17 protein-coding genes are annotated in these 17,769 nt (G+C 72.5%); 11 read left to right on the forward strand and 6 right to left on the reverse strand.

Annotation, left to right across the window (positions count from 1 at the left end; all coding sequences use genetic code 11):
• Positions 1–180 precede the first annotated feature (180 nt).
• The 7 genes from ACIBCJ_RS32575 (at position 181) to ACIBCJ_RS32605 (ending at position 7,461) form a co-directional block, all read left to right on the forward strand.
• Entirely contained in the window at positions 181–1,584 is a 1,404-nt protein-coding gene (locus ACIBCJ_RS32575) for an extracellular solute-binding protein (protein WP_362104922.1), read from the forward strand.
• Between the two features lie 33 nt (positions 1,585–1,617).
• On the forward strand, positions 1,618–2,649 hold the full coding sequence (locus ACIBCJ_RS32580; RefSeq protein ID WP_362104925.1) for a sugar ABC transporter permease: 1,032 nt from the start codon (positions 1,618–1,620) through the stop codon (positions 2,647–2,649).
• Positions 2,646–3,530: a carbohydrate ABC transporter permease gene (locus tag ACIBCJ_RS32585; protein ID WP_362104928.1), complete on the forward strand. Its 885-nt coding sequence runs from the start codon at positions 2,646–2,648 to the stop codon at positions 3,528–3,530. Before ACIBCJ_RS32580 ends, ACIBCJ_RS32585 begins: the two co-directional genes overlap by 4 nt.
• A gap of 18 nt (positions 3,531–3,548) precedes the next feature.
• Positions 3,549–4,751, forward strand: coding sequence for an ROK family protein (locus tag ACIBCJ_RS32590; protein WP_362105044.1), 1,203 nt, complete (start codon positions 3,549–3,551; stop codon positions 4,749–4,751).
• Positions 4,752–4,806: 55 nt separating this feature from the next.
• Complete coding sequence (locus tag ACIBCJ_RS32595; RefSeq protein WP_365981338.1) at positions 4,807–5,700, forward strand: Gfo/Idh/MocA family oxidoreductase; 894 nt, start codon at positions 4,807–4,809, stop codon at positions 5,698–5,700.
• A 204-nt stretch (positions 5,701–5,904) separates the two neighbouring features.
• Positions 5,905–6,480, forward strand: a complete 576-nt coding sequence (locus tag ACIBCJ_RS32600; RefSeq protein ID WP_365981339.1) for a TerB family tellurite resistance protein — start codon at positions 5,905–5,907, stop codon at positions 6,478–6,480.
• Between the two features lie 72 nt (positions 6,481–6,552).
• Positions 6,553–7,461 carry an aminoglycoside phosphotransferase family protein gene (locus ACIBCJ_RS32605; RefSeq protein ID WP_365981340.1) on the forward strand — a complete coding sequence of 303 codons (909 nt, stop codon included), beginning with the start codon at positions 6,553–6,555 and terminating at the stop codon, positions 7,459–7,461.
• Positions 7,462–7,489: 28 nt separating this feature from the next.
• On the opposite strand, the gene ACIBCJ_RS32610 is transcribed toward ACIBCJ_RS32605, so the two are convergent.
• A complete protein-coding gene (locus ACIBCJ_RS32610) occupies positions 7,490–8,968 on the reverse strand; it encodes a DUF6351 family protein (protein WP_362509155.1) in 1,479 nt (492 codons plus the stop codon).
• A 266-nt stretch (positions 8,969–9,234) separates the two neighbouring features.
• Here ACIBCJ_RS32610 and ACIBCJ_RS32615 point away from each other — a divergent pair, with 266 nt between their 5' ends.
• A complete protein-coding gene (locus ACIBCJ_RS32615; protein ID WP_365981341.1) occupies positions 9,235–10,452 on the forward strand; it encodes an alginate lyase family protein in 1,218 nt (405 codons plus the stop codon).
• A gap of 21 nt (positions 10,453–10,473) precedes the next feature.
• Here the strand turns inward: ACIBCJ_RS32615 and paaE are convergent, their stop codons facing one another.
• Genes paaE through paaA form a run of 5 tightly spaced genes read right to left on the reverse strand, consistent with a single transcriptional unit; the run spans position 10,474 to position 14,208 of the window.
• On the reverse strand, positions 10,474–11,580 hold the full coding sequence (paaE, locus tag ACIBCJ_RS32620) for a 1,2-phenylacetyl-CoA epoxidase subunit PaaE (RefSeq protein ID WP_362509161.1): 1,107 nt from the start codon (positions 11,578–11,580) through the stop codon (positions 10,474–10,476).
• Positions 11,580–12,095, reverse strand: coding sequence for a 1,2-phenylacetyl-CoA epoxidase subunit PaaD (gene paaD / locus ACIBCJ_RS32625; protein WP_166662087.1), 516 nt, complete (start codon positions 12,093–12,095; stop codon positions 11,580–11,582). Before paaD ends, paaE begins: the two co-directional genes overlap by 1 nt.
• Positions 12,089–12,916, reverse strand: coding sequence for a 1,2-phenylacetyl-CoA epoxidase subunit PaaC (gene paaC, locus ACIBCJ_RS32630; protein WP_362509164.1), 828 nt, complete (start codon positions 12,914–12,916; stop codon positions 12,089–12,091). Before paaC ends, paaD begins: the two co-directional genes overlap by 7 nt.
• A 9-nt stretch (positions 12,917–12,925) precedes the next feature.
• Positions 12,926–13,228, reverse strand: a complete 303-nt coding sequence (paaB, locus tag ACIBCJ_RS32635; RefSeq protein WP_362104954.1) for a 1,2-phenylacetyl-CoA epoxidase subunit PaaB — start codon at positions 13,226–13,228, stop codon at positions 12,926–12,928.
• On the reverse strand, positions 13,225–14,208 hold the full coding sequence (paaA, locus tag ACIBCJ_RS32640) for a 1,2-phenylacetyl-CoA epoxidase subunit PaaA (protein WP_362509170.1): 984 nt from the start codon (positions 14,206–14,208) through the stop codon (positions 13,225–13,227). The genes paaB and paaA overlap by 4 nt, the downstream gene beginning before the upstream one ends.
• 176 nt (positions 14,209–14,384) lie before the next feature.
• On the opposite strand from paaA, the gene paaI reads away from it, so the two are divergent.
• The 3 genes from paaI to ACIBCJ_RS32655 all read left to right on the forward strand — a co-directional run bounded on the left by paaI (position 14,385) and on the right by ACIBCJ_RS32655 (position 17,668).
• Positions 14,385–14,912: a hydroxyphenylacetyl-CoA thioesterase PaaI gene (paaI, locus tag ACIBCJ_RS32645; protein ID WP_365981342.1), complete on the forward strand. Its 528-nt coding sequence runs from the start codon at positions 14,385–14,387 to the stop codon at positions 14,910–14,912.
• On the forward strand, positions 14,909–16,258 hold the full coding sequence (gene paaK / locus ACIBCJ_RS32650; RefSeq protein ID WP_362509176.1) for a phenylacetate--CoA ligase PaaK: 1,350 nt from the start codon (positions 14,909–14,911) through the stop codon (positions 16,256–16,258). The genes paaI and paaK overlap by 4 nt, the downstream gene beginning before the upstream one ends.
• 111 nt (positions 16,259–16,369) lie before the next feature.
• Positions 16,370–17,668 (forward strand): NAD(P)-binding domain-containing protein, encoded by a 1,299-nt coding sequence (locus tag ACIBCJ_RS32655; RefSeq protein WP_365981343.1) that lies wholly within the window; start codon positions 16,370–16,372, stop codon positions 17,666–17,668.
• Positions 17,669–17,769: the final 101 nt, after the last annotated feature.

The following is a 17,769-nucleotide window of genomic DNA, read 5'->3' on the forward strand; positions in this document are numbered from 1 at the left end:
ACGGACGACGCGGACGGCGTGGATGGAGCGGGCGGCACGGGCGGCACGGATGACACGGGGGCTCCGGAAGGGTTGCTGATGCGGTTGCGTCGACAATATCCGCAACTTAAGTCTTGTCAACACGCAAAAGTGATGCTGTGATGCGTGACGAGCAGACGTAAGCCGGAACGAGGACACTCAATGCGCATCAGGACCCTGCGGTCGAGGACGACCGCGGTCGGCGTCACGGCAGCCTTGGGAATCGGGTTGCTCTCGGGCTGCGCGAGCAGCACGGGACCCGGCACACCCGACCGTGAGATCACGGTCTGGTCGCAGGAGAACCTGCCCGACCGCACCGCCGCGACCCAGAAGGTCATCGACGGGTTCGAGAAGAAGAGCGGCGTCAAGGTGAAGCTCGTCGGGGTCGACGAGAGCCAGATGCCGCAGCTCATCATGTCGGCGGCCGCGTCGGGCACCCTGCCGGACGTCATCGGCGCCGCCCCCATGGGCCAGGTCTGGCAGATGTACACCAACGGCCTGCTGAACACCGACATCCCGAAGCGGATCGTCGACGGCCTGGGGCGCGACACCTTCAACGCCAACGCGCTGGAGCTGACGTCCGACGGCGGCACCAGCCTCGGAGTGCCCTCCGACGCCTGGCTGCAGCTGCTGGTCTACCGCAAGGACCAGTTCGGGCAGAAGGGTCTGCCCGCCCCGGACACGTACGCGAAGGCGCTGGCCGCGGCCGAGGCGCTCACCACCAAGGGGCACGACGGCATCTCGGCGGCGACCGACCCCAGCGACGTCTTCACCTCCCAGAGCTTCGAGAGCCTCGCCCTGGCCAACGACTGCCAACTGGTCGACGCCCGGCACGAGGTCGCCCTCCGGTCACCGCGGTGCGAGACCGCCTTCCGCACCTACGACCGGCTGGCCCGCACCTACGGCGCCCCCGGCACCCAGACCGTGGACTCCACCCGCGCGACCTACTTCGCGGGCCGCTCCTCCATGGTCATCTGGTCCTCGTTCCTGCTCGACGAACTCGCCGGACTGCGCGGGGACGCCCTGCCCAGCTGCCCGCAGTGCGCGAAGGACCCGCGGTACCTGTCGGACAACAGCGGCATCGTCACCGCCATGAAGGGCCCCGACGCCGAGGAGGCGGCCCAGTTCGGCGAGATCACGTCCTGGGTGACCACCAGGACGGCCGAGACGGCGGCGTCCCGCGAGTTCATCGAGTACATGATGGGCACGGGCTACGAGTCCTGGTTCGGCATGGCCCCCGAGGGCAAGATCCCGGTCCGCAAGGGCACGGCCGCCGACCCCGAGCGCTATCTGGACGCCTGGCGGCACAGCGACATCGGCGTCGACACCCGCAAGCCCCTGGACGAGGTCTTCCCCAGGACCCTGCTCGACCAGCTCGCCGGCGGTGTCAGCAACATGCGCCGCTGGGGCATCACCCAGGGCGAGGGAGCCCTCGTCGGCGCCACCAACGGCGAACTGCCCGTGCCGAAGGCCATCGGCGCCATGACCAGCGGTCAGAGTTCGCCGTCCGAGGCGGCGCGCGACGCCGACGACGAGGTCGCCGCCCTGAAGAAGTCCTTGCAGTAGCCGCCCGCCGTCTGCACGTCACGAAGGTCTCTCATGCCCACAGCCCCCGCCGGCGCGCCGCAGCGCCGGGACACCAGCCACCGGTCGGCGGATCCGTCCACGGACCGGTCCGCCTCCCCGGGCCGCCGCCCGCTGACCGCGAGCCGGCGCGCCAACCGCGCGGGCCTCGCGTTCGTCTCCCCCACCTTCCTCGTGGTCCTCGTCGTGGTGGTGCTGCCCATCGCCTGGACCGTGCTGCTGGCCTTCCAGAAGGCCAGGCTCGTCGACATCCAGGGCATGGGCCTGTTCGGCAACTGGTCCCTGGACAACTTCTCCCAGGTGTTCGACTCGGCCGGCTTCTGGTCCAGCCTCGGCACCACCCTGCTGTACACGGCGGGCGCCACGTTCGGCTCCGTGCTCCTCGGTCTGGTCGCCGCGCTCGCCCTGCGCAAGCCGTTCAGGGGGCGCGGGCTGCTGCGCGCGGCGATGCTGCTGCCGTACGTCGCGCCGGTCGTGGCCGTGGCCTTCGTCTGGGAGGTCGCGCTCAGCCCGCAGTACGGCGTCGTCAACGACTGGGGCCGGCGGCTGTTCGGGTGGGACGACCCGATCGCCTTCCTGTCGACCCGGGAGTACGAGGTCGACCTGCTGGGGATGCACTTCGACGTCCCGCTGGCGCTGCTGACCGTCATCGTCTTCGAGTGCTGGCGCTACTTCCCCTTCGCCTTCCTCTTCATCCTGGCCCGGCTGCAGGCGGTGCCCGACACCCTGGAGGAGGCCGCGCTGGTCGACGGCGCCACGCCCACCCAGCGGTTCCGGCACGTCCTGCTGCCCCAGCTGATGCCGGTGATCGCGCTGCTGTGCGTGCTGCGCTTCATCATGACGTTCAACAAGTTCGACGACGTCTACCTGCTCACCGGCGGCGGCGCCGGCACCGACGTGGCCGCCGTGCGCGTCTACGACTTCCTCACCGCCCGCTACGACGTGGGAGCGGCCGCCGCCCAGGCGCTCGTCCTGGCCGTCTCGCTGATGATCCTGCTGGGCTTCTACTTCAAGTTCTTCGGCAACAAGGTCCAGGAGGAAGCGTGACCGGCAAGACGGCCCTGACCAGGGCACGGTTCGAGGAGAAATTCTTCGGCGTCGCACGCTGGTTCGTCATCGCGTTCCTCGCCGTGATCACCCTGCTGCCCTTCTACTACATGGTGCTGCTGTCGTTGAAGCCCATCGACGCGCTCCTGCTCGACCCCGGCTCCCTGTGGGTGTCGGCCAAGGACTTCACCCTCTCCACCTACCGGGACGTGCTGCGCTCCACCGACGACGGCGGCCAGGGCTTCCTGAAGTTCCTGCTCAACTCCGCGCTGGTCTCGCTCGGCACGGTGGTGCTGACCCTCGTGGCGGCCGTGCCCGGCGCCTACGCGGTGAGCCGGCTGAAATTCTTCGGCCACCGCCAGGTCAGCGCCCTCTTCCTGGCGGTCTACCTGTTCCCGGCGACGCTGCTGGCCGTCCCGCTCTTCGTGATCTTCGCGAAGCTCGGCCTCTCCTCCAGCCTGGTCGGCCTCGCCGTCGTGTACGTCGCGCAGACCGTGCCCGTGTCGATCTACATGCTGAAGAACTACCTCGTCACCATCCCCGCCTCCATCGAGGAGGCGGCGGCGCTCGACGGCTGCTCCCGGCTGCAGACCGTCCGCAAGGTGATCCTGCCGCTGGCCCTGCCCTCGCTGATGGCGACCGGCCTGTACGTCTTCATGATCGCCTGGAACGAGTTCCTCTTCGCGCTGCTGTTCCTGGCCGCCGACCCGGGCAGTTGGACCGTCTCCCTGGGCCTGGCCCAGCTGTCCAACGGCATCGAGGTGCCCAAGACCGTCCTCATGGCCGGTTCCGTGGTACTCACGATCCCCGTGGTACTTCTGTTCTTCGCCGCCGAACGCCTGCTCACCGAGGGGCTGACCAGCGGCGCCGACAAGAGCTGAGCTGCGGGGGACACCATGATGACGTCGAGTCAGGCCAGCGCGGGCGAGCTGCTGCACCTCATCCGCAGCGGCCGCGCCAACACCCGGGCCGACCTCCAGCAGGTGACCGGGCTCTCCCGGTCCACCGTCGGACAGCGCCTCGACCTGCTCAACCGCGCCGGCTGGCTGCGCGCCACCGCGGGCGCCTCCACCGGCGGCCGTCCCTCCCACCGGATCGTGTTCGACCCGGGCCACGCCTCGGTCATCGCCTTCGACCTGGAGACCCGGCACGCCCGCGCCGCCGTGCTCGACCTGGCCGGCAACATCCTGGCCGAGCACACCGGCCCGATGGACGTCGGCGAGGGTCCCGAGCCCGTCCTGGACCGGCTGGCCGACTGGTTCCCCGACCTGATCGCCGCGGCCGGTGTCCCGGCGTCCCACGTGGCGGGCATCGGTCTGTCGGTGCCCGGCCCGGTCGACTGGGAGTCGGGACGGGTGATCGAACCGCCCATCATGCCCGGCTGGGACCGCTACCCCATCCGGGAGCGGCTCCACACGGCGTACGCGGCCCGTCTCGGCCTGGAGCCCGAGGCCGCCGAGGCCGTGCCGGTCCTGGTGGACAACGACGCCAACCTGATGGCGCTGGCCGAGCATCAGGCCAACCACCGTGACTGCGCCTCCTTCGTGCTGCTGAAGGTGTCCACCGGCATCGGCGCCGGCGTCGTCATCGGCGACCGGCTCTACCGCGGCATCGACGGCGGAGCGGGCGACATCGGGCACATCCGCCTGCACGACCGGTCCGACGCGCTGTGCATGTGCGGCTCCCACGGCTGCCTCGCGGCCGTCGCCAGTGGGCGGGCGATCGCCAAGGAGCTGGCCGCCCTCGGTCTGGACACCGCGTCCGGGCAGGACGTCAGGCGGCTCCTCAACGAGGGCCACCCCGACGCGGTCCGGCTGGCACGTGAGGCGGGTCGCCGGGTGGGCGAGGTCCTGGTGACCGTGGTGACCCTGCTCAACCCCGGGGTGCTCATGATCGCCGGAGAGCTGTCCGGCGTGCCCTTCCTCACCGGCGTGCGGGAGCTGGTCTACCAGCGGGCGATGCCCCGCGCGACCGCCAACCTCCAGGTCGTCACCTCGCGCCTGGGCGACCACGCGGGCCTCGTCGGGGCCGCCGCCATGGTCGTGGAGCACCTCTACTCCCCCGCCGGCGCCGACGCCCGGCTGGAACGCCTCGCCTCCTGACCGCCGCCCGTCGCCCCCCGACGGGCCCCGGGAGACCTTCGAAGACAGGAACACCGTGACCGCTGTCCCCGCCCCCTGGACCGACCGGCCCGTCGAGGTCGGGCTCGTGGGAGCCGGCCCCTGGGCCCGCGCCATGCACGCCCGGGTGCTCGCCGCCGGACCCGAGACCCGGCTCGCCGCCGTGTGGGCCCGCCGTACCGAGGCCGCCCGCGAGACCGCCGCCCCCTACGCCACCCATGTCGCCGACTCCTTCGAGGAGTTGCTGGACCGCTGCGAGGCCGTGGCGTTCGCCGTGCCGCCCGCCGTCCAGGCCGAACTGGCGCCGGCGGCGGCGAAACGCGGCAGGGCCCTGCTGCTGGAGAAGCCGCTCGGCCCGGACCTGGCGGCGGCCCGCCGGGTGGCCGACGCGGTGGCCGAGTCCGGTGTGGTCTCCCAGCTCGTCCTGACCAAGCGCTACCACCCGGCCACCCGGGCCTTCCTCGAAGCGGCCCGCTCCTTCGAGGCGGTGGGAGCGCGCTCCTGCTACCTCCACGGCGCCTTCCTGGGCGGCGAGTTCGCCACCGGCTGGCGCCTCGAGCACGGCGCCCTGCTCGACCTCGGCCCCCATCTGCTCGACCTGCTGGACGCCGCCGTCGGCCCCGTCACCGACATCCGCGCCACCGGCGACCCACGCCGCTGGCTGGAACTGACCTGTGCGCACGAGAACGGCGCGGTGAGCCAGGCCTCGCTGTCCGGTTCCGTGGCCGTCCCCCGCGCGCAGACCCGCGTCGAACTCTTCGGCGCGGCCGAGCCCCTGGTCTACGACACGGCCGGGCTCGACCACGAGGAGTGCTGGCCCGTCCTGCGCCACGACTTCGCGACGGCCGTCCGCAGCGGCACACCGACGCCGGTGGACGCCGGACGCGGCCTGTATCTGCAGAGCCTCCTCGACCGGGTCGTGTACGGGTAGACCGCGGGCCCACGGCGGCGGCCCGGCCCGGGTCGGAGGCTCGGCACGCCCTCCACGCCCTCCCCACCAGACGCTTTGCCTTTTCTTTGCCCGTCGGGAACCCTGTGGTCCCCGGGCGCGTTCATCGTGGTGACCGCGGTGGTGCGCGGCCGAGGGAAGACCGAGTCAGACCGATACGCAGCGACAGAAGCCGAGGTGGCACGAGTGGCGATGTGGGACAAGATCAAGGACCAGGCCAAGACCTTCCAGCAGTCCCAGGGCACTCGCGGAGCGAGCGGATCCGGTCAGGGAGCGCACGGACCCGTGAGCGGCGGCAGGCCCGGTTCGTCGTCGGGCGGTTCCAAGGCCCAGCTGATCGGGATGTTCAAGTCCCAGCTCGCCTCGGCCAAGAACGAGCTGAAGAGCGGCGCCTACCGGGACGCCAGCATGGCCATGTGCGCGCTGGTCGCCGCCGCGGACGGCCGGGTGGAGCCCTCCGAGCGGCAGCGCGTGGAGGAGCTGATCGTCTCCAACGAGGTGCTGCAGAACTTTCCGGCGGACCAGCTCCGCCAGCGGTTCAACCAGCACGTGGACTGGCTCCTCGCCAACTTCGACCAGGGCAGGGCCGAGGCCCTCCAGGTGATCGCCAAGGCCGCCAAGAAGCCCGCGGAGGCACGCGCGGTCGTGCAGACCGGCATGGTCGTCGCCGGTGCCGACGGCACTTTCGAGCCGTCCGAGCAGCACGCCATTCGCGAGGCGTGCACCGCGCTCGGCGTCCCGCCCTCGGAGTTCGGCGTCTGAGACCGGCCGTCGGGCAGCGCCGGCCGGGTAAGCGTTTGACGGCCGGCCGTCCCGAACGGTCGGATGGGGACCATGAGTTCAGGCCAGGCCGCTCGTGACACCCAAGACGTCGACGACCGCCTCGTACGGCGGCTCGTCGACGGGCAGTTCCCGCAGTGGTCGGGGCTGCCGGTCGAGCGTTTCCCCTCGGGCGGCACGGTCAACGCGATGTACCGGCTGGGCGAGACCATGGTCGTACGGCTGCCGCTGGTCCGGGGCGGGGTCGCGGACGTGACGACGGAACGGGAGTGGCTGCCCCGGCTGGCACCCCTGCTGCCCACCGCCGTGCCCGAGGTGCTCGGGGCCGGGGTGCCGGCCGAGGGCTACCCGTGGCCCTGGTCGGTCTACCGGTGGCTGCCCGGCGAACTCCCCGAGGCCGGGGCCCTGACCGACCCGGAGTCGCTCGCCGCGGACCTGGCCGCCTTCGTGGCGGCGATGCGCAGCGTCGCCCTGCCGGACCCGCCGAAGGCGTACCGCGGTGGGCCGCTCGCCACGCTCGACGAGCCGACCCGGGCCGCCCTCGCCGTCCTGCGCGACCTGCCCGAGGAGGGCGCCGACTGCGACGCGCTGACCGAGGTGTGGCAGGACGCACTGGGCGCCCCGGCGTGGGACGGACGGGCCCGCTGGCTGCACGCGGACCTGATGCCGGGCAACCTGCTGCTGAGCGGCGGCAGGCTGGCCGGGGTGATCGACTTCGGGTGCATGGGCGTGGGCGATCCGGCCTGCGACCTCTTCCCGGCGTGGAACCTGCTGCCGCCCGGCGCGCGGGAGACCTTCCGCGAGGCGCTCGGTGTGGACGGGGCGACCTGGCGGCGCGGCCGGGGTCGCACCCTCTCCCAAGCACTGATCGCCCTGCCGTACTACCGGGAGACAAACCCCGCGATGGCCGGCAACGCCCGCCATGTGATCCGGGCGGTACTGACGGAGGCGGAGGGCCGCTAGGCGACGGCCCTCCACCGGGCCGTGCCGCCTACGGCGCGATGCCCACGCCCTCGATCCTGCTCCAGGCCCGCTCCTGCGCGGCCGTCATGGCGGGCCAGGCGAGGCCGCCCGGCCGGGGCCGCACCCGCGAGGCGTACGGTCCGGGGCGGAAGCCGGGGTCGTAGAAGCATCCCGCACCGTAGGTCGCGTCGAAGGCGGCGCAGGAGGCGGCGATCGAACGCGGGCTCGGCCGGCGGCCGGTGCGCACCCAGGTGTCCAGCGCGGCGAGGGAGTTGGCGTACTCGGAGTCGCTCAGCGAGCTGTGCTCGTGCTCGGCCGTGAAGGTCTGGACGAGGCTCCCGTCCCGGCCGGCCCCGCGGAGCGTGGCGCGGTAGGCCGCCTCGTGCTCCACGAACGCCGTCGGGTCGTCGATGGCGTGCAGGGTGAGCACGGGCAGGGAGACCTTGCCGGTGAGATCGCTGTCCCAGGACAGGTCACGGCGTGCGGCGGCGTCGGCCGAGAAGCGTTCGACGCCCGCGTTGAGCGCCTCGTCGTCGTGCGAGCCCGTGTAGCGCACCCCCCGGTTGCTCCACGGGTTCCGCCCGCCGAGCCGGTCGGTCACGATGTCCCGGAACGTGAAGGTGGCGAACCGCAGGTGTGACTCCAGGGTGCGCTCGGGGATGCCCGTGACGGCGAGGATGTCGTCGAGGTTGCGCTGCTGCGGCGGGGTCCGGTCGGCCGGGGCGGAGGCGTAGCCCGTGCATTCCTGGAGGCGGGCGCGCAGGCCCGCGGTCGTCATGGTGGAGCCGGGGCGCAGTCCCTGCCACAGCGGGTACTGCGGCTCGGTCGGACGCGGGTGGTTGTGGCAGTAGTACTGGTAGACGACGCGCAGGTCCACGCGGTAGTCGTAGCCTCGCGAACCGCCGCCGAGCACCCCGTTCGTCAGCAGCACCCCGTCGTAGGCGCCCGCACGCCGGCCGTAGGTCTCGGCGGCCTTGGCGGCCACGTTCCCGCCCCAGGACTGGCCGTGCAGGTAGGTGTGTTCCGGCCGGCCGAACCGCTCGGTGAACAGGCGGCGTACGTTCTCGGTGTCCGCGGCCGCCATGCGGGCCCCGTAGCCACCGCGCCGGTAGGAGGAGGCGGCCCAGGCGTACCCCTGGTCGACCATCACCGCCCAGCGCTCCAGGTCCTCGGTGCTGCGCGCCGGGTCGGAGGCGTCGCCCAGGTCGGGGCCGCCGTGGGCGTGGACGACGAGGGAACCGTTCCACCGGTGGGGCACGGCCATCGTGTAGTGGGCCCCGTTGGTGTCCTGGCCCGTGTAACAGGTGGCCTTTCCGGCGAGGGCGGACGGGCAGGCGGCGGGCACCGGGCGTCCCGGCCCGCCCTGTCCGGCGGCCCGCGCCGGGGCGGCCGAGACACCGCCGAGGGTGGCGAGCAGGACGGTGGCGAGCGCGGCGGCCACCACCGCCGGGCGGCCCCTGCGGCGGGTGGGCCGGTGGTCGTGCGCGGGGGCGTGGGGTGCGGTCAAGGTGCGGCTCCTGTCCGTGGTGCTGTGCTGCGGCCGGCGCGAAGTCGCGCTGCGAGCCGGGATGTTAGGAAGCCCGCGGAGCCGGAGCCACCCCTTCGGCCGTTGCGTTCATAGTGTTCGCCCGCGCCGCGGTCCGCCGGCCGGAGGATCGCCCGGTCCGTGCGTGACCTCTTGACGCCCCATTGGTCTCTACCTATCGTCACCGCCCAGTCGAACGTTCAGAACAACACTCAGCGTTCACATAGACGAACGGATGGACCCCCCACATGTCCTCTGCTCCCGCACGCCGTTGCCGCCGCTCCCGCGCCGTCCTCCTCGCCACCCTCACCGCCGCGCTCGTCGGCACCCTGCTGGCCGGGCCCGGTGCGGTCACTCCTCGCGCGGACGCCGCGCCGGCCGCCTTCACGCACCCCGGAGTCACCGTCTCCCGAAGCCAGCTCGACTTCGTCCGGGCCAAGGTCCAGGCCGGGGCCCAGCCCTGGAAGGGCGCCTTCGACCAGATGACGGCCAGCAGGTACGCCGACCTCGGCCGCGTCCCGAAGCCGCGCGCGGTGGTCGAGTGCGGCTCGTACTCCAACCCGAACTACGGCTGCACCGACGAGCGCGAGGACGCGATCGCGGCCTACACCAACGCGCTGGCCTGGTACGTCACCCGCGACGAGCGCTACGCCCGCAAGTCCATCGAGCTGATGGACGCCTGGTCCGCCGTGCTCCGGGACCACACCAACAGCAACGCCCCGCTGCAGACCGGGTGGGCCGGCTCCTCCTGGCCCAAGGCCGCGGAGATCATCAAGTACACGTACGGGGGCACCTGGACGAACTCCGGCCGCTTCGCCGCGATGCTCCGCGACGTCTACCTGCCGGAGATCATCAACGGCTCCAACTCCAACGGCAACTGGGAGCTGACGATGACGGAGGCCGCCGTCGGCATCTCCGTCTTCCTGGAGGACAGGGCCTCCTACGACAAGGCCATGGCCAGGTTCCGCACCCGCACGGCCGCGTACGTGTACCTGGACTCCGACGGAGACCTGCCCAAGACCGTGCCGAGCCAGCACCTCGACACCCGGGACAAGATCGTCAAGTACTGGCAGGGCCAGTCCACCTTCGTCACCGGCCTCACCCAGGAGACCTGCCGGGACTTCACCCACACCGGGTACGGCATCGCGTCGATCTCGCACGTCGCCGAGACCAGCCGGATCCAGGGGCAGGACCTGTACGGCACCGACGTCGGCGAGCGGCTGCGGCACGCGCTGGGCTTCCAGGCGAAGTACCAGCAGGGCGCGGGCGTGCCGAGCTGGCTGTGCGGGGGCGCGCTCCACCTCGGCCTCGGCCCGGTGACCGAGGTCGGTTACAACGCCCTGCACAACCGCCTCGGTTTCGCCATGGACAACACCGAGGCGCTCACCGTGCGCACCCGCCCCTCCGGCACGGACAACCTCTTCGTCGCCTGGGAGACCCTCACCCACGGCGACAATCCCGCCTGAGCGGGCAGGGGTGACCTCCCGTCAGCTGTCGTAGTCCACGGTCAGCCTGTCGGAGACCGGGTACGACTGGCAGGTCAGGACGTAGCCCGCGTCGACCTCGGCTGCTTCGAGGGCGTAGTTGCGGCGCATGTCGACGCTGCCGTCGGTGACCAGGGCCCGGCAGGTTCCGCAGACCCCGCCCTTGCAGGCGAAGGGCAGGTCGGGGCGGGTCTGCTGGGCCCCGTCGAGGACCGACCGCTCCCGGGGGACCGGCGCGGTCGTCGAGCGGCCGTCCAGGACGACGGTGACCTCGCTGACGGGCCCCTGCGGGCCGCTCTCCTCGTGGCGCACCTCCCGCACGGGTTCGTCGTCGGCGTAGAACAGCTCCCGGTGGACGCGCTCGGCCGGGACGCCGAGTCCGGTCAGGACCTGCTGTGCGTCGGCGACCATCCCCTGCGGGCCGCACAGCCACCAGTGGTCGGCGGCCGGCACGTCCACCAGGGAGCCGACCAGCGCCGAGAGCCTTTCGGCGTCCAGGCGGCCGGAGAGCACCTCGGCCTCCCGGGGCTCGCGCGAGAGCACGTGGGCCAGGTGGAACCGGGTCGGGTGGAGGTCCTTCAGGTCGGCCAGCTCGTCGGCGAACATCACCGTGTCGGTGCGGCGGTTGCCGTAGAAGAGGGTGACGCGGGAGCGGTCGTCGGCTGCGAGCACCGACTCGGCGATGGACACCATCGGGGTGATGCCCGATCCGGCGGCGATCAGGACGTGGTGGCCGGGGACGGTCAGGTCGGGGGTGAACAGGCCGGTGGGCGCCATCACCTCCACGGTGTCGCCCGGCCGCACCTCGCCGACCAGCCACGCCGAGAAGAGTCCGCCGGGCACCACCCGGACCCCGATGCGCGGTACCGCGCCGGCCGGTGCGCAGATCGAGTACGAGCGGCGCTCGTCGCGGCCGTCCACCTCGCGCCGCAGGGTGAGCGACTGACCGGGCGCGAAGGCGAACTCCTCGGCCAGCTCGTCCGGGATCTCGAAGCTCACGGCCGCGGCGTCCGCGCACAGCCGCTCGACGGCGGCGACGCGCAGGGAGTGGAAGGCGGGCCGGCGGCGGGTGCGCGCCGGGGCCACCGGGACGGGGGCGGTCGGGGCCATCAGATCTCCTTGACGTACTCGAACGGCTCGCGGCAGACCCGGCAGCGCCACAGCGCCTTGCAGGACGTGGCGGCGAAGCGGGAGGTCTCCTCGGTGTCCGCCGCACCGCAGCGGGGGCAGGGCACCGCGGGCCGGGTGGGCGACAGGACCAGGGAGACCGGGCCGCGGGGCGCGGCCCCTGGTGGGGCGATGCCGTGCTCGGCGAGCTTGCGGCGGCCCGCCTCGGTGATCCAGTCGCTGGTCCAGGGCGGGTCCAGGACGGTGCGGATCTCGACGCGCGGATACCCCGCCTCCCGCAGCCGCGCGGCGACGTCCGCCCGCATCTCGGCCATGGCCGGACAGCCCGAGTAGGTCGGGGTCAGGCTCGCGACCACGGTGCCGTCCCCGCCGACCTCGACGCCGCGCAGGACGCCGAGGTCGGCGAGGGTCAGCATGGGCAGCTCGGGGTCGGGCACCTGCTCGGCGACGCGCCGGGCCCGGTGGGCGTCCAGGAGTGCGGGGCCGCCGGTCACCATGTCGCCTCCGGGTGGGCGCGGGCGACGCTCTGCAACTCGGCCAGGAGCGGCGCCAGGTGGCCGGTGTGCTCACCGGCGCGTCCCGAGCCGGGCAGCGGGCGGTACACCGGCAGGGTCAGCCCGGCCGCCTCCGTGACCTGGCGCAGGTCCTCGGCGACCTCGTCCCGCACGTCGTACGCGGTGTGCAGTTCGCCGAGGTAGGGCGCGACCTCGTCGAGCGCGGCGCGCATCCGGCGGTGCGACTCCCGCGTGCCGTCGCCCAGCCGCACGCACCACTCGGCGGCGTACTGGCGGTGGTACGTCAGCTCCTTGACGCCCTTGGCGGCGACCGCGGAGAGCACCGGGTCCGGGTGGGCCTCCAGCCGCCGGAAGTGGGCCAGACGCCAGCTGGAGAGGACCAGCAGCCGCACGACGGCGAACGCGAAGTCCCCGCACGGCAGCTCGGCCAGGCGGACGTTGCGGAAGTCACCGGCGTCGCGGAAGTAGGCGTAGGCGTCCTCGCCGCGGCCGGTGCCGTCGGCCTGGCCCGCGCGGGAGTACAGCAGACGGGCCTGGCCGAGGAGGTCGAGGCCGATGTTGGCCAGCGCCACCTCCTCCTCCAGCTCCGGCGCCCGGGTCACCCACTCGGCCAGCCGCTGGGCGCTCACCAGGGCGTCGTCGGCGAGCGCGACGCACTGCGCGGCCAGCGCACCGGCGTCGACACCCTCGGGCACGGTGGTGTCGACGCCGTGCAGCGGGTCCTCGAAGCCGGTGCCGTAGGCCCAGCGGGTGTCGTCCTCGTGCCCCTCGGCCAGGGTGAGGTAGACGTGGTCGTCACTCATGCCCTGCTCCTAGATGTGGGGGACGTCGTCGGGGATGTCGTAGAAGGTCGGGTGGCGGTAGACCTTGTCGGCGCTGGGCGCGAAGAAGGGGTCCTTCTCGTCGCGGGTGGAGGCGGCGATGTGCTCGGAGCGCACCACCCAGATGCTCACGCCCTCGTTGCGCCGGGTGTAGAGGTCACGGGCGTGGGTGAGGGCCATGGCGTCGTCGGCGGCGTGCAGCGAGCCGACGTGCACGTGGTTGAGGCCGCGCTTGCCGCGCACGAACACCTCGTACAGCGGCCAGCCCCGCTGGTCGGACTGCTCGGGGGTCATGCCGCCGCTCCCTTCCGCGCGCGGGCGGCCTGCTTGGCGGCGTGGGCGGTGGCCGCCTCGCGCACCCAGGCGCCCTCCTCGTGTGCGGTCCGCCGCCGCTGCGTCCGCTGCTCGTTGCACGGGCCGTCGCCCTTGATGACCCGCATCAGCTCGTCCCAGTCCGGGGTGCCGAAGTCGTGGTGACCCGTCTCCTCGTTCCGGCGCAGCTCCGGGTCGGGCAGGGTGACGCCGAGCTTCTCGGCCTGCGGAACGGTCATGTCGACGAAGCGGCGGCGCAGCTCGTCGTTGCTGTGCCGCTTGATCTTCCAGGCCATGGAGCGCGCCGAGTTGGGCGACGCGTCGTCGGGCGGGCCGAACATCATCAGGGACGGCCACCACCAGCGGTTCACCGCGTCCTGGACCATCTCGCGCTGGGCTTCGGTGCCGCGCATCATCGTCATCAGCAGCTCGTACCCCTGCCGCTGGTGGAAGGACTCCTCCTTGCAGATGCGCACCATCGCGCGCGCGTAGGGCCCGTAGGAGCTGCGGCACAGCGGCACCTGGTTGCAGATCGCGGCGCCGTCCACGAACCAGCCGATCACGCCGACGTCGGCGAAGCTGAGGGTCGGGTAGTTGAAGATCGACGAGTACTTCTGGCGTCCCTCGATCAGCCGCTTGGTGAGGTCGTCACGGTCCGCGCCGAGCGTCTCGGCCGCCGAGTACAGGTAGAGCCCGTGCCCGGCCTCGTCCTGGACCTTGGCGAACAGGATCGCCTTGCGCCGCAGCGACGGGGCCCGGGTGATCCACTCGCCCTCGGGCTGCATGCCGATGATCTCCGAGTGCGCGTGCTGCGCGATCTGCCGGATCAGCGTCTTGCGGTAGCCGTCGGGCATCCAGTCCCGCGGCTCGACCCGCTGGTCGCGCGCGATCGTCGCGTCGAAGTGCTCCTGGAGTCCGTCCGGCGTCTCCGGGGGCGGGGCCTCGGCGTGTGTCGTGGTCATCGTCACCAGCTTCCCAACCGACCATTCGTTCGGTACCAGTGTGACCGGTTTCCGCGCGCCGGGCAAGAGCCGGGAGCCGCCGGTCACACTCTTGACAGCGCCGCGGCACGGCTGGATAACGTGGCCCAGCCGCGAGCTAACCGAATGGTCGGTCGGGAGACAGGGTGGTGGGCAGGGTGACACAGGCCACTGGGCGGACCCCGGCGGAGGTGATGTTCGCCGCGGACCAGGCCTCCCGAGGGCTGGGCATCGAGCTGGTCGAGCACGGCGAGGGGACGGCCGTGCTCCGCATGACCGTGACCCCGACGATGGTGAACGGACACCGGATCGCCCACGGCGGCTTCCTGTTCCTGCTGGCCGACACCGCCTTCGCCTGCGCCTGCAACAGCCACGGTCCGGTGACCGTCGCGGCCGGCGCCGACATCGTCTTCGTCGCCCCCGCGCACGAGGGCGACGTGCTCGTCGCCCGCGCCGAGGAGCGCTCCCGCTACGGACGCAGCGGGATCTACGACGTGAGCGTGCGGCGCGGCGAGGAACTGATCGCGGAGTTCCGCGGCCGCAGCCGCAGCGTGCGGGCCGGCGGCGGTCACGGCGCCGAGGCCGGCGAGGGCGGCCGCGGCACGCGGACGGACGGACCGGGCCGCGGCAGGCGGGACGACACGGCGCGCGAGACGCCGGGCACGACGACGAAGGAGTCGCGATGAGCAGCAGCGAGCCGACGAGCGGGGCGGCCCCGGCACCCCGGCGGGGCGCGCCCCTCCCCCATGGCCTCCGGGACGAGGCCGAGCGCCTGACCCGTGAGCAGCTGCAGGAGCTCCAGCTCGACCGCCTGCGCGCGACCCTGCGGCACGCCTACGACAACGTGGAGCTGTACCGCAAGAAGTTCGACGCCGCCGGGGTCACGCCCGAGGACTGCCGCAGCCTCGCGGACCTGGCCCGGTTCCCCTTCACCACCAAGGCGGACCTGCGGGACACCTATCCCTTCGGGATGTTCGCCGTGCCGATGTCCGACGTGCGGCGCGTGCACGCCTCCAGCGGCACCACCGGCCGCGCCACCGTCGTCGGATACACGGACGACGACCTGTCCATGTGGGCGGACGTCATTGCCCGTTCGATCCGCGCCGCCGGCGGCCGCCCCGGCCACAAGGTGCACATCTCGTACGGCTACGGCCTGTTCACCGGCGGACTCGGCGCGCACTACGGCGCCGAGCGCGCCGGGTGCACGGTGATCCCGGCCTCCGGCGGCATGACCGCACGCCAGGTGCAGATCATCCAGGACTTCCGGCCCGAGATCATCATGGTGACCCCGTCCTACATGCTCACCCTGCTCGACGAGTTCGAGCGGCAGGGCGTCGATCCGCGCAGCACCTCCCTGGAGGTCGGCATCTTCGGAGCCGAGCCGTGGACCGAGGAGATGCGGCGTGAGATCGAGGAGCGCATGGACATCCACGCCGTCGACATCTACGGCCTGTCGGAGGTGATCGGCCCCGGTGTGGCACAGGAGTGCGTCGAGACCAAGGACGGGCTGCACATCTGGGAGGACCACTTCTACCCCGAGGTGGTGGACCCGCTCACGGACGCCGTGCTGCCGGAGGGAGCGGAAGGGGAGGTCGTCTTCACCTCGCTCACCAAGGAGGCGCTCCCGGTCGTCCGTTACCGCACGCGCGACCTGACCCGGCTGCTGCCCGGCACCGCGCGTCCCGCCTTCCGCCGGATGCAGAAGGTCACCGGCCGCTGCGACGACATGATCATCCTGCGCGGGGTGAACGTCTTCCCCACCCAGGTCGAGGAGATCGTGCTGCGGACTCCCGGCGTCGCCCCGCACTTCCAGATCCGGCTCACCGAGCGCGGCCGCATGGACCACATGACCGTACGCGTCGAGGCCCGCCCCGACGCCGGTCCCGAGCAGCGCGCGGCCGCCGCGAGGGCGATCGGACAGGGCGTCAAGGACGGTGTGGGCGTCACCGTCGAGGTGGAGGTCGTCGAGCCGGAGACGCTGGAGCGCTCGCTCGGCAAGATCCGCCGGGTGTGGGACCAGCGGGGCGCGTGAAACGTGATCACCGACACCCCTGTTCCCGGGTCGTACTGGTGTGCCCGCACACGCGGATGGGCAGGAAGTGCGTGATCGGGGGAGGCTGAGGACATCCTGGGGGGACATCCCGTGCGTGTGTGTGTGATCGGTGCAGGTCTGTCGGGGCTGGCGGTGGGCCGTGCCCTGAAGGAGCGCGGCATCTCCTTCGTCTGCCTGGAGAAGGCACCCGACGTCGGCGGGATCTGGCGGCAGCCGGGCGCCGGCGAGCGCGGCCCGGGCTATCAGACCCTGCACCTGAACACCGCCAAGCAGCTGACGGGGTACGCGGACTTCCCGATGCCCTCCTCCTACCCGCTCTATCCCCGGCACAGTCAGGTCGCCGCCTACCTGCGGTCCTTCGCCGAGTGGGCGGGCCTGCTCGACCACGTGGAGCTGCGGACCGAGGTGGTGTCGGTCCGGCAGGACGCGGACGGCACGTGGAGCGTCGTCAGCCGGGACGCGGACGGCGTGGAGAGCGCGCGGCGGTTCGAGCAGGTGGTCGTCGCCTCGGGGCACCACACCGACCCCGCCCTGCCCGATCCTCTGCCGCCCGGCGCCGGCTCGTTCACCGGAACGATTCTGCACTCCCTCGACTACCGCGACGGCGGCGACTTCGCCGGCCGGCGCGCGGTCGTGGTGGGCCTCGGCGCGTCGGCGGTGGACATCGCCGCCGACCTCTCCCGGCACGCGGAGCGCACCTTGCTGTCGGTGCGCCGGGGGTTGCACGTCGTGCCCAAGCAGCTCTTCGGGATGTCGGTCGACGAGATCGCCGAGGCCCCCTGGTGGAACGAGATGTCCTTCGCCGAGCGGCGCCGATGGGTGGAGCAGGCCCTGCTGGTCGCGCGCGGCAGGCTGTCGGACTACGGCCTGCCCGAGCCCGACCACCCGGTCTTCTCGTCCGCGACGACCCTGTCGGACGAGATCCTCAGCCGTATCCGGCACGGGGCGGTGATCCCGAAGCCCGCCATCGCCTCCTTCGACGGGGACCGGGTCGTGTTCACGGACGGCAGCGCCGAGGCGGCCGACGCGGTCGTCTACTGCACCGGCTTCCACATGACCTTCCCGTTCCTGCCCGCCGGCTGCCCGGTCGCGGCCGACGGCTCCGTCGAGCTGTACCGACGGGTGGTCCCGGCCGGGCGGCCCGGGCTGTACTTCGTCGGGCTGGTGCGCCCCGTGGGCGCGATCACCCGGCTGGTGGAGGCGCAGGCGGAGTGGGTGGCCCGCCTGGTCGACGGCGCCGCCGCCCTGCCCCCGGTCCAGGAGATGCGCGAGGAGATCGGTACCTACCTCGCCGGCATCGTCCAGCGCTACGGCCGGACCGAGGGCGCCTCGATCCAGGTCGACGTGGGCCCCTACCTGGCCCAGTTCCGTGAGTCGCTGCCGGTGTGACCGTCCCGCCGGGCGCCGCCCCGGCGTCCGCGGCGGTGCCAGGTCACGTCCGCGCCCAGGGCCCCCGGTGGATCGCACCGGGGGCCCTGTCAGGTGCGGGC

Source organism: Streptomyces sp. NPDC051136, from assembly GCF_044455745.1.
Classification (GTDB): Bacteria; Actinomycetota; Actinomycetes; order Streptomycetales; family Streptomycetaceae; genus Streptomyces.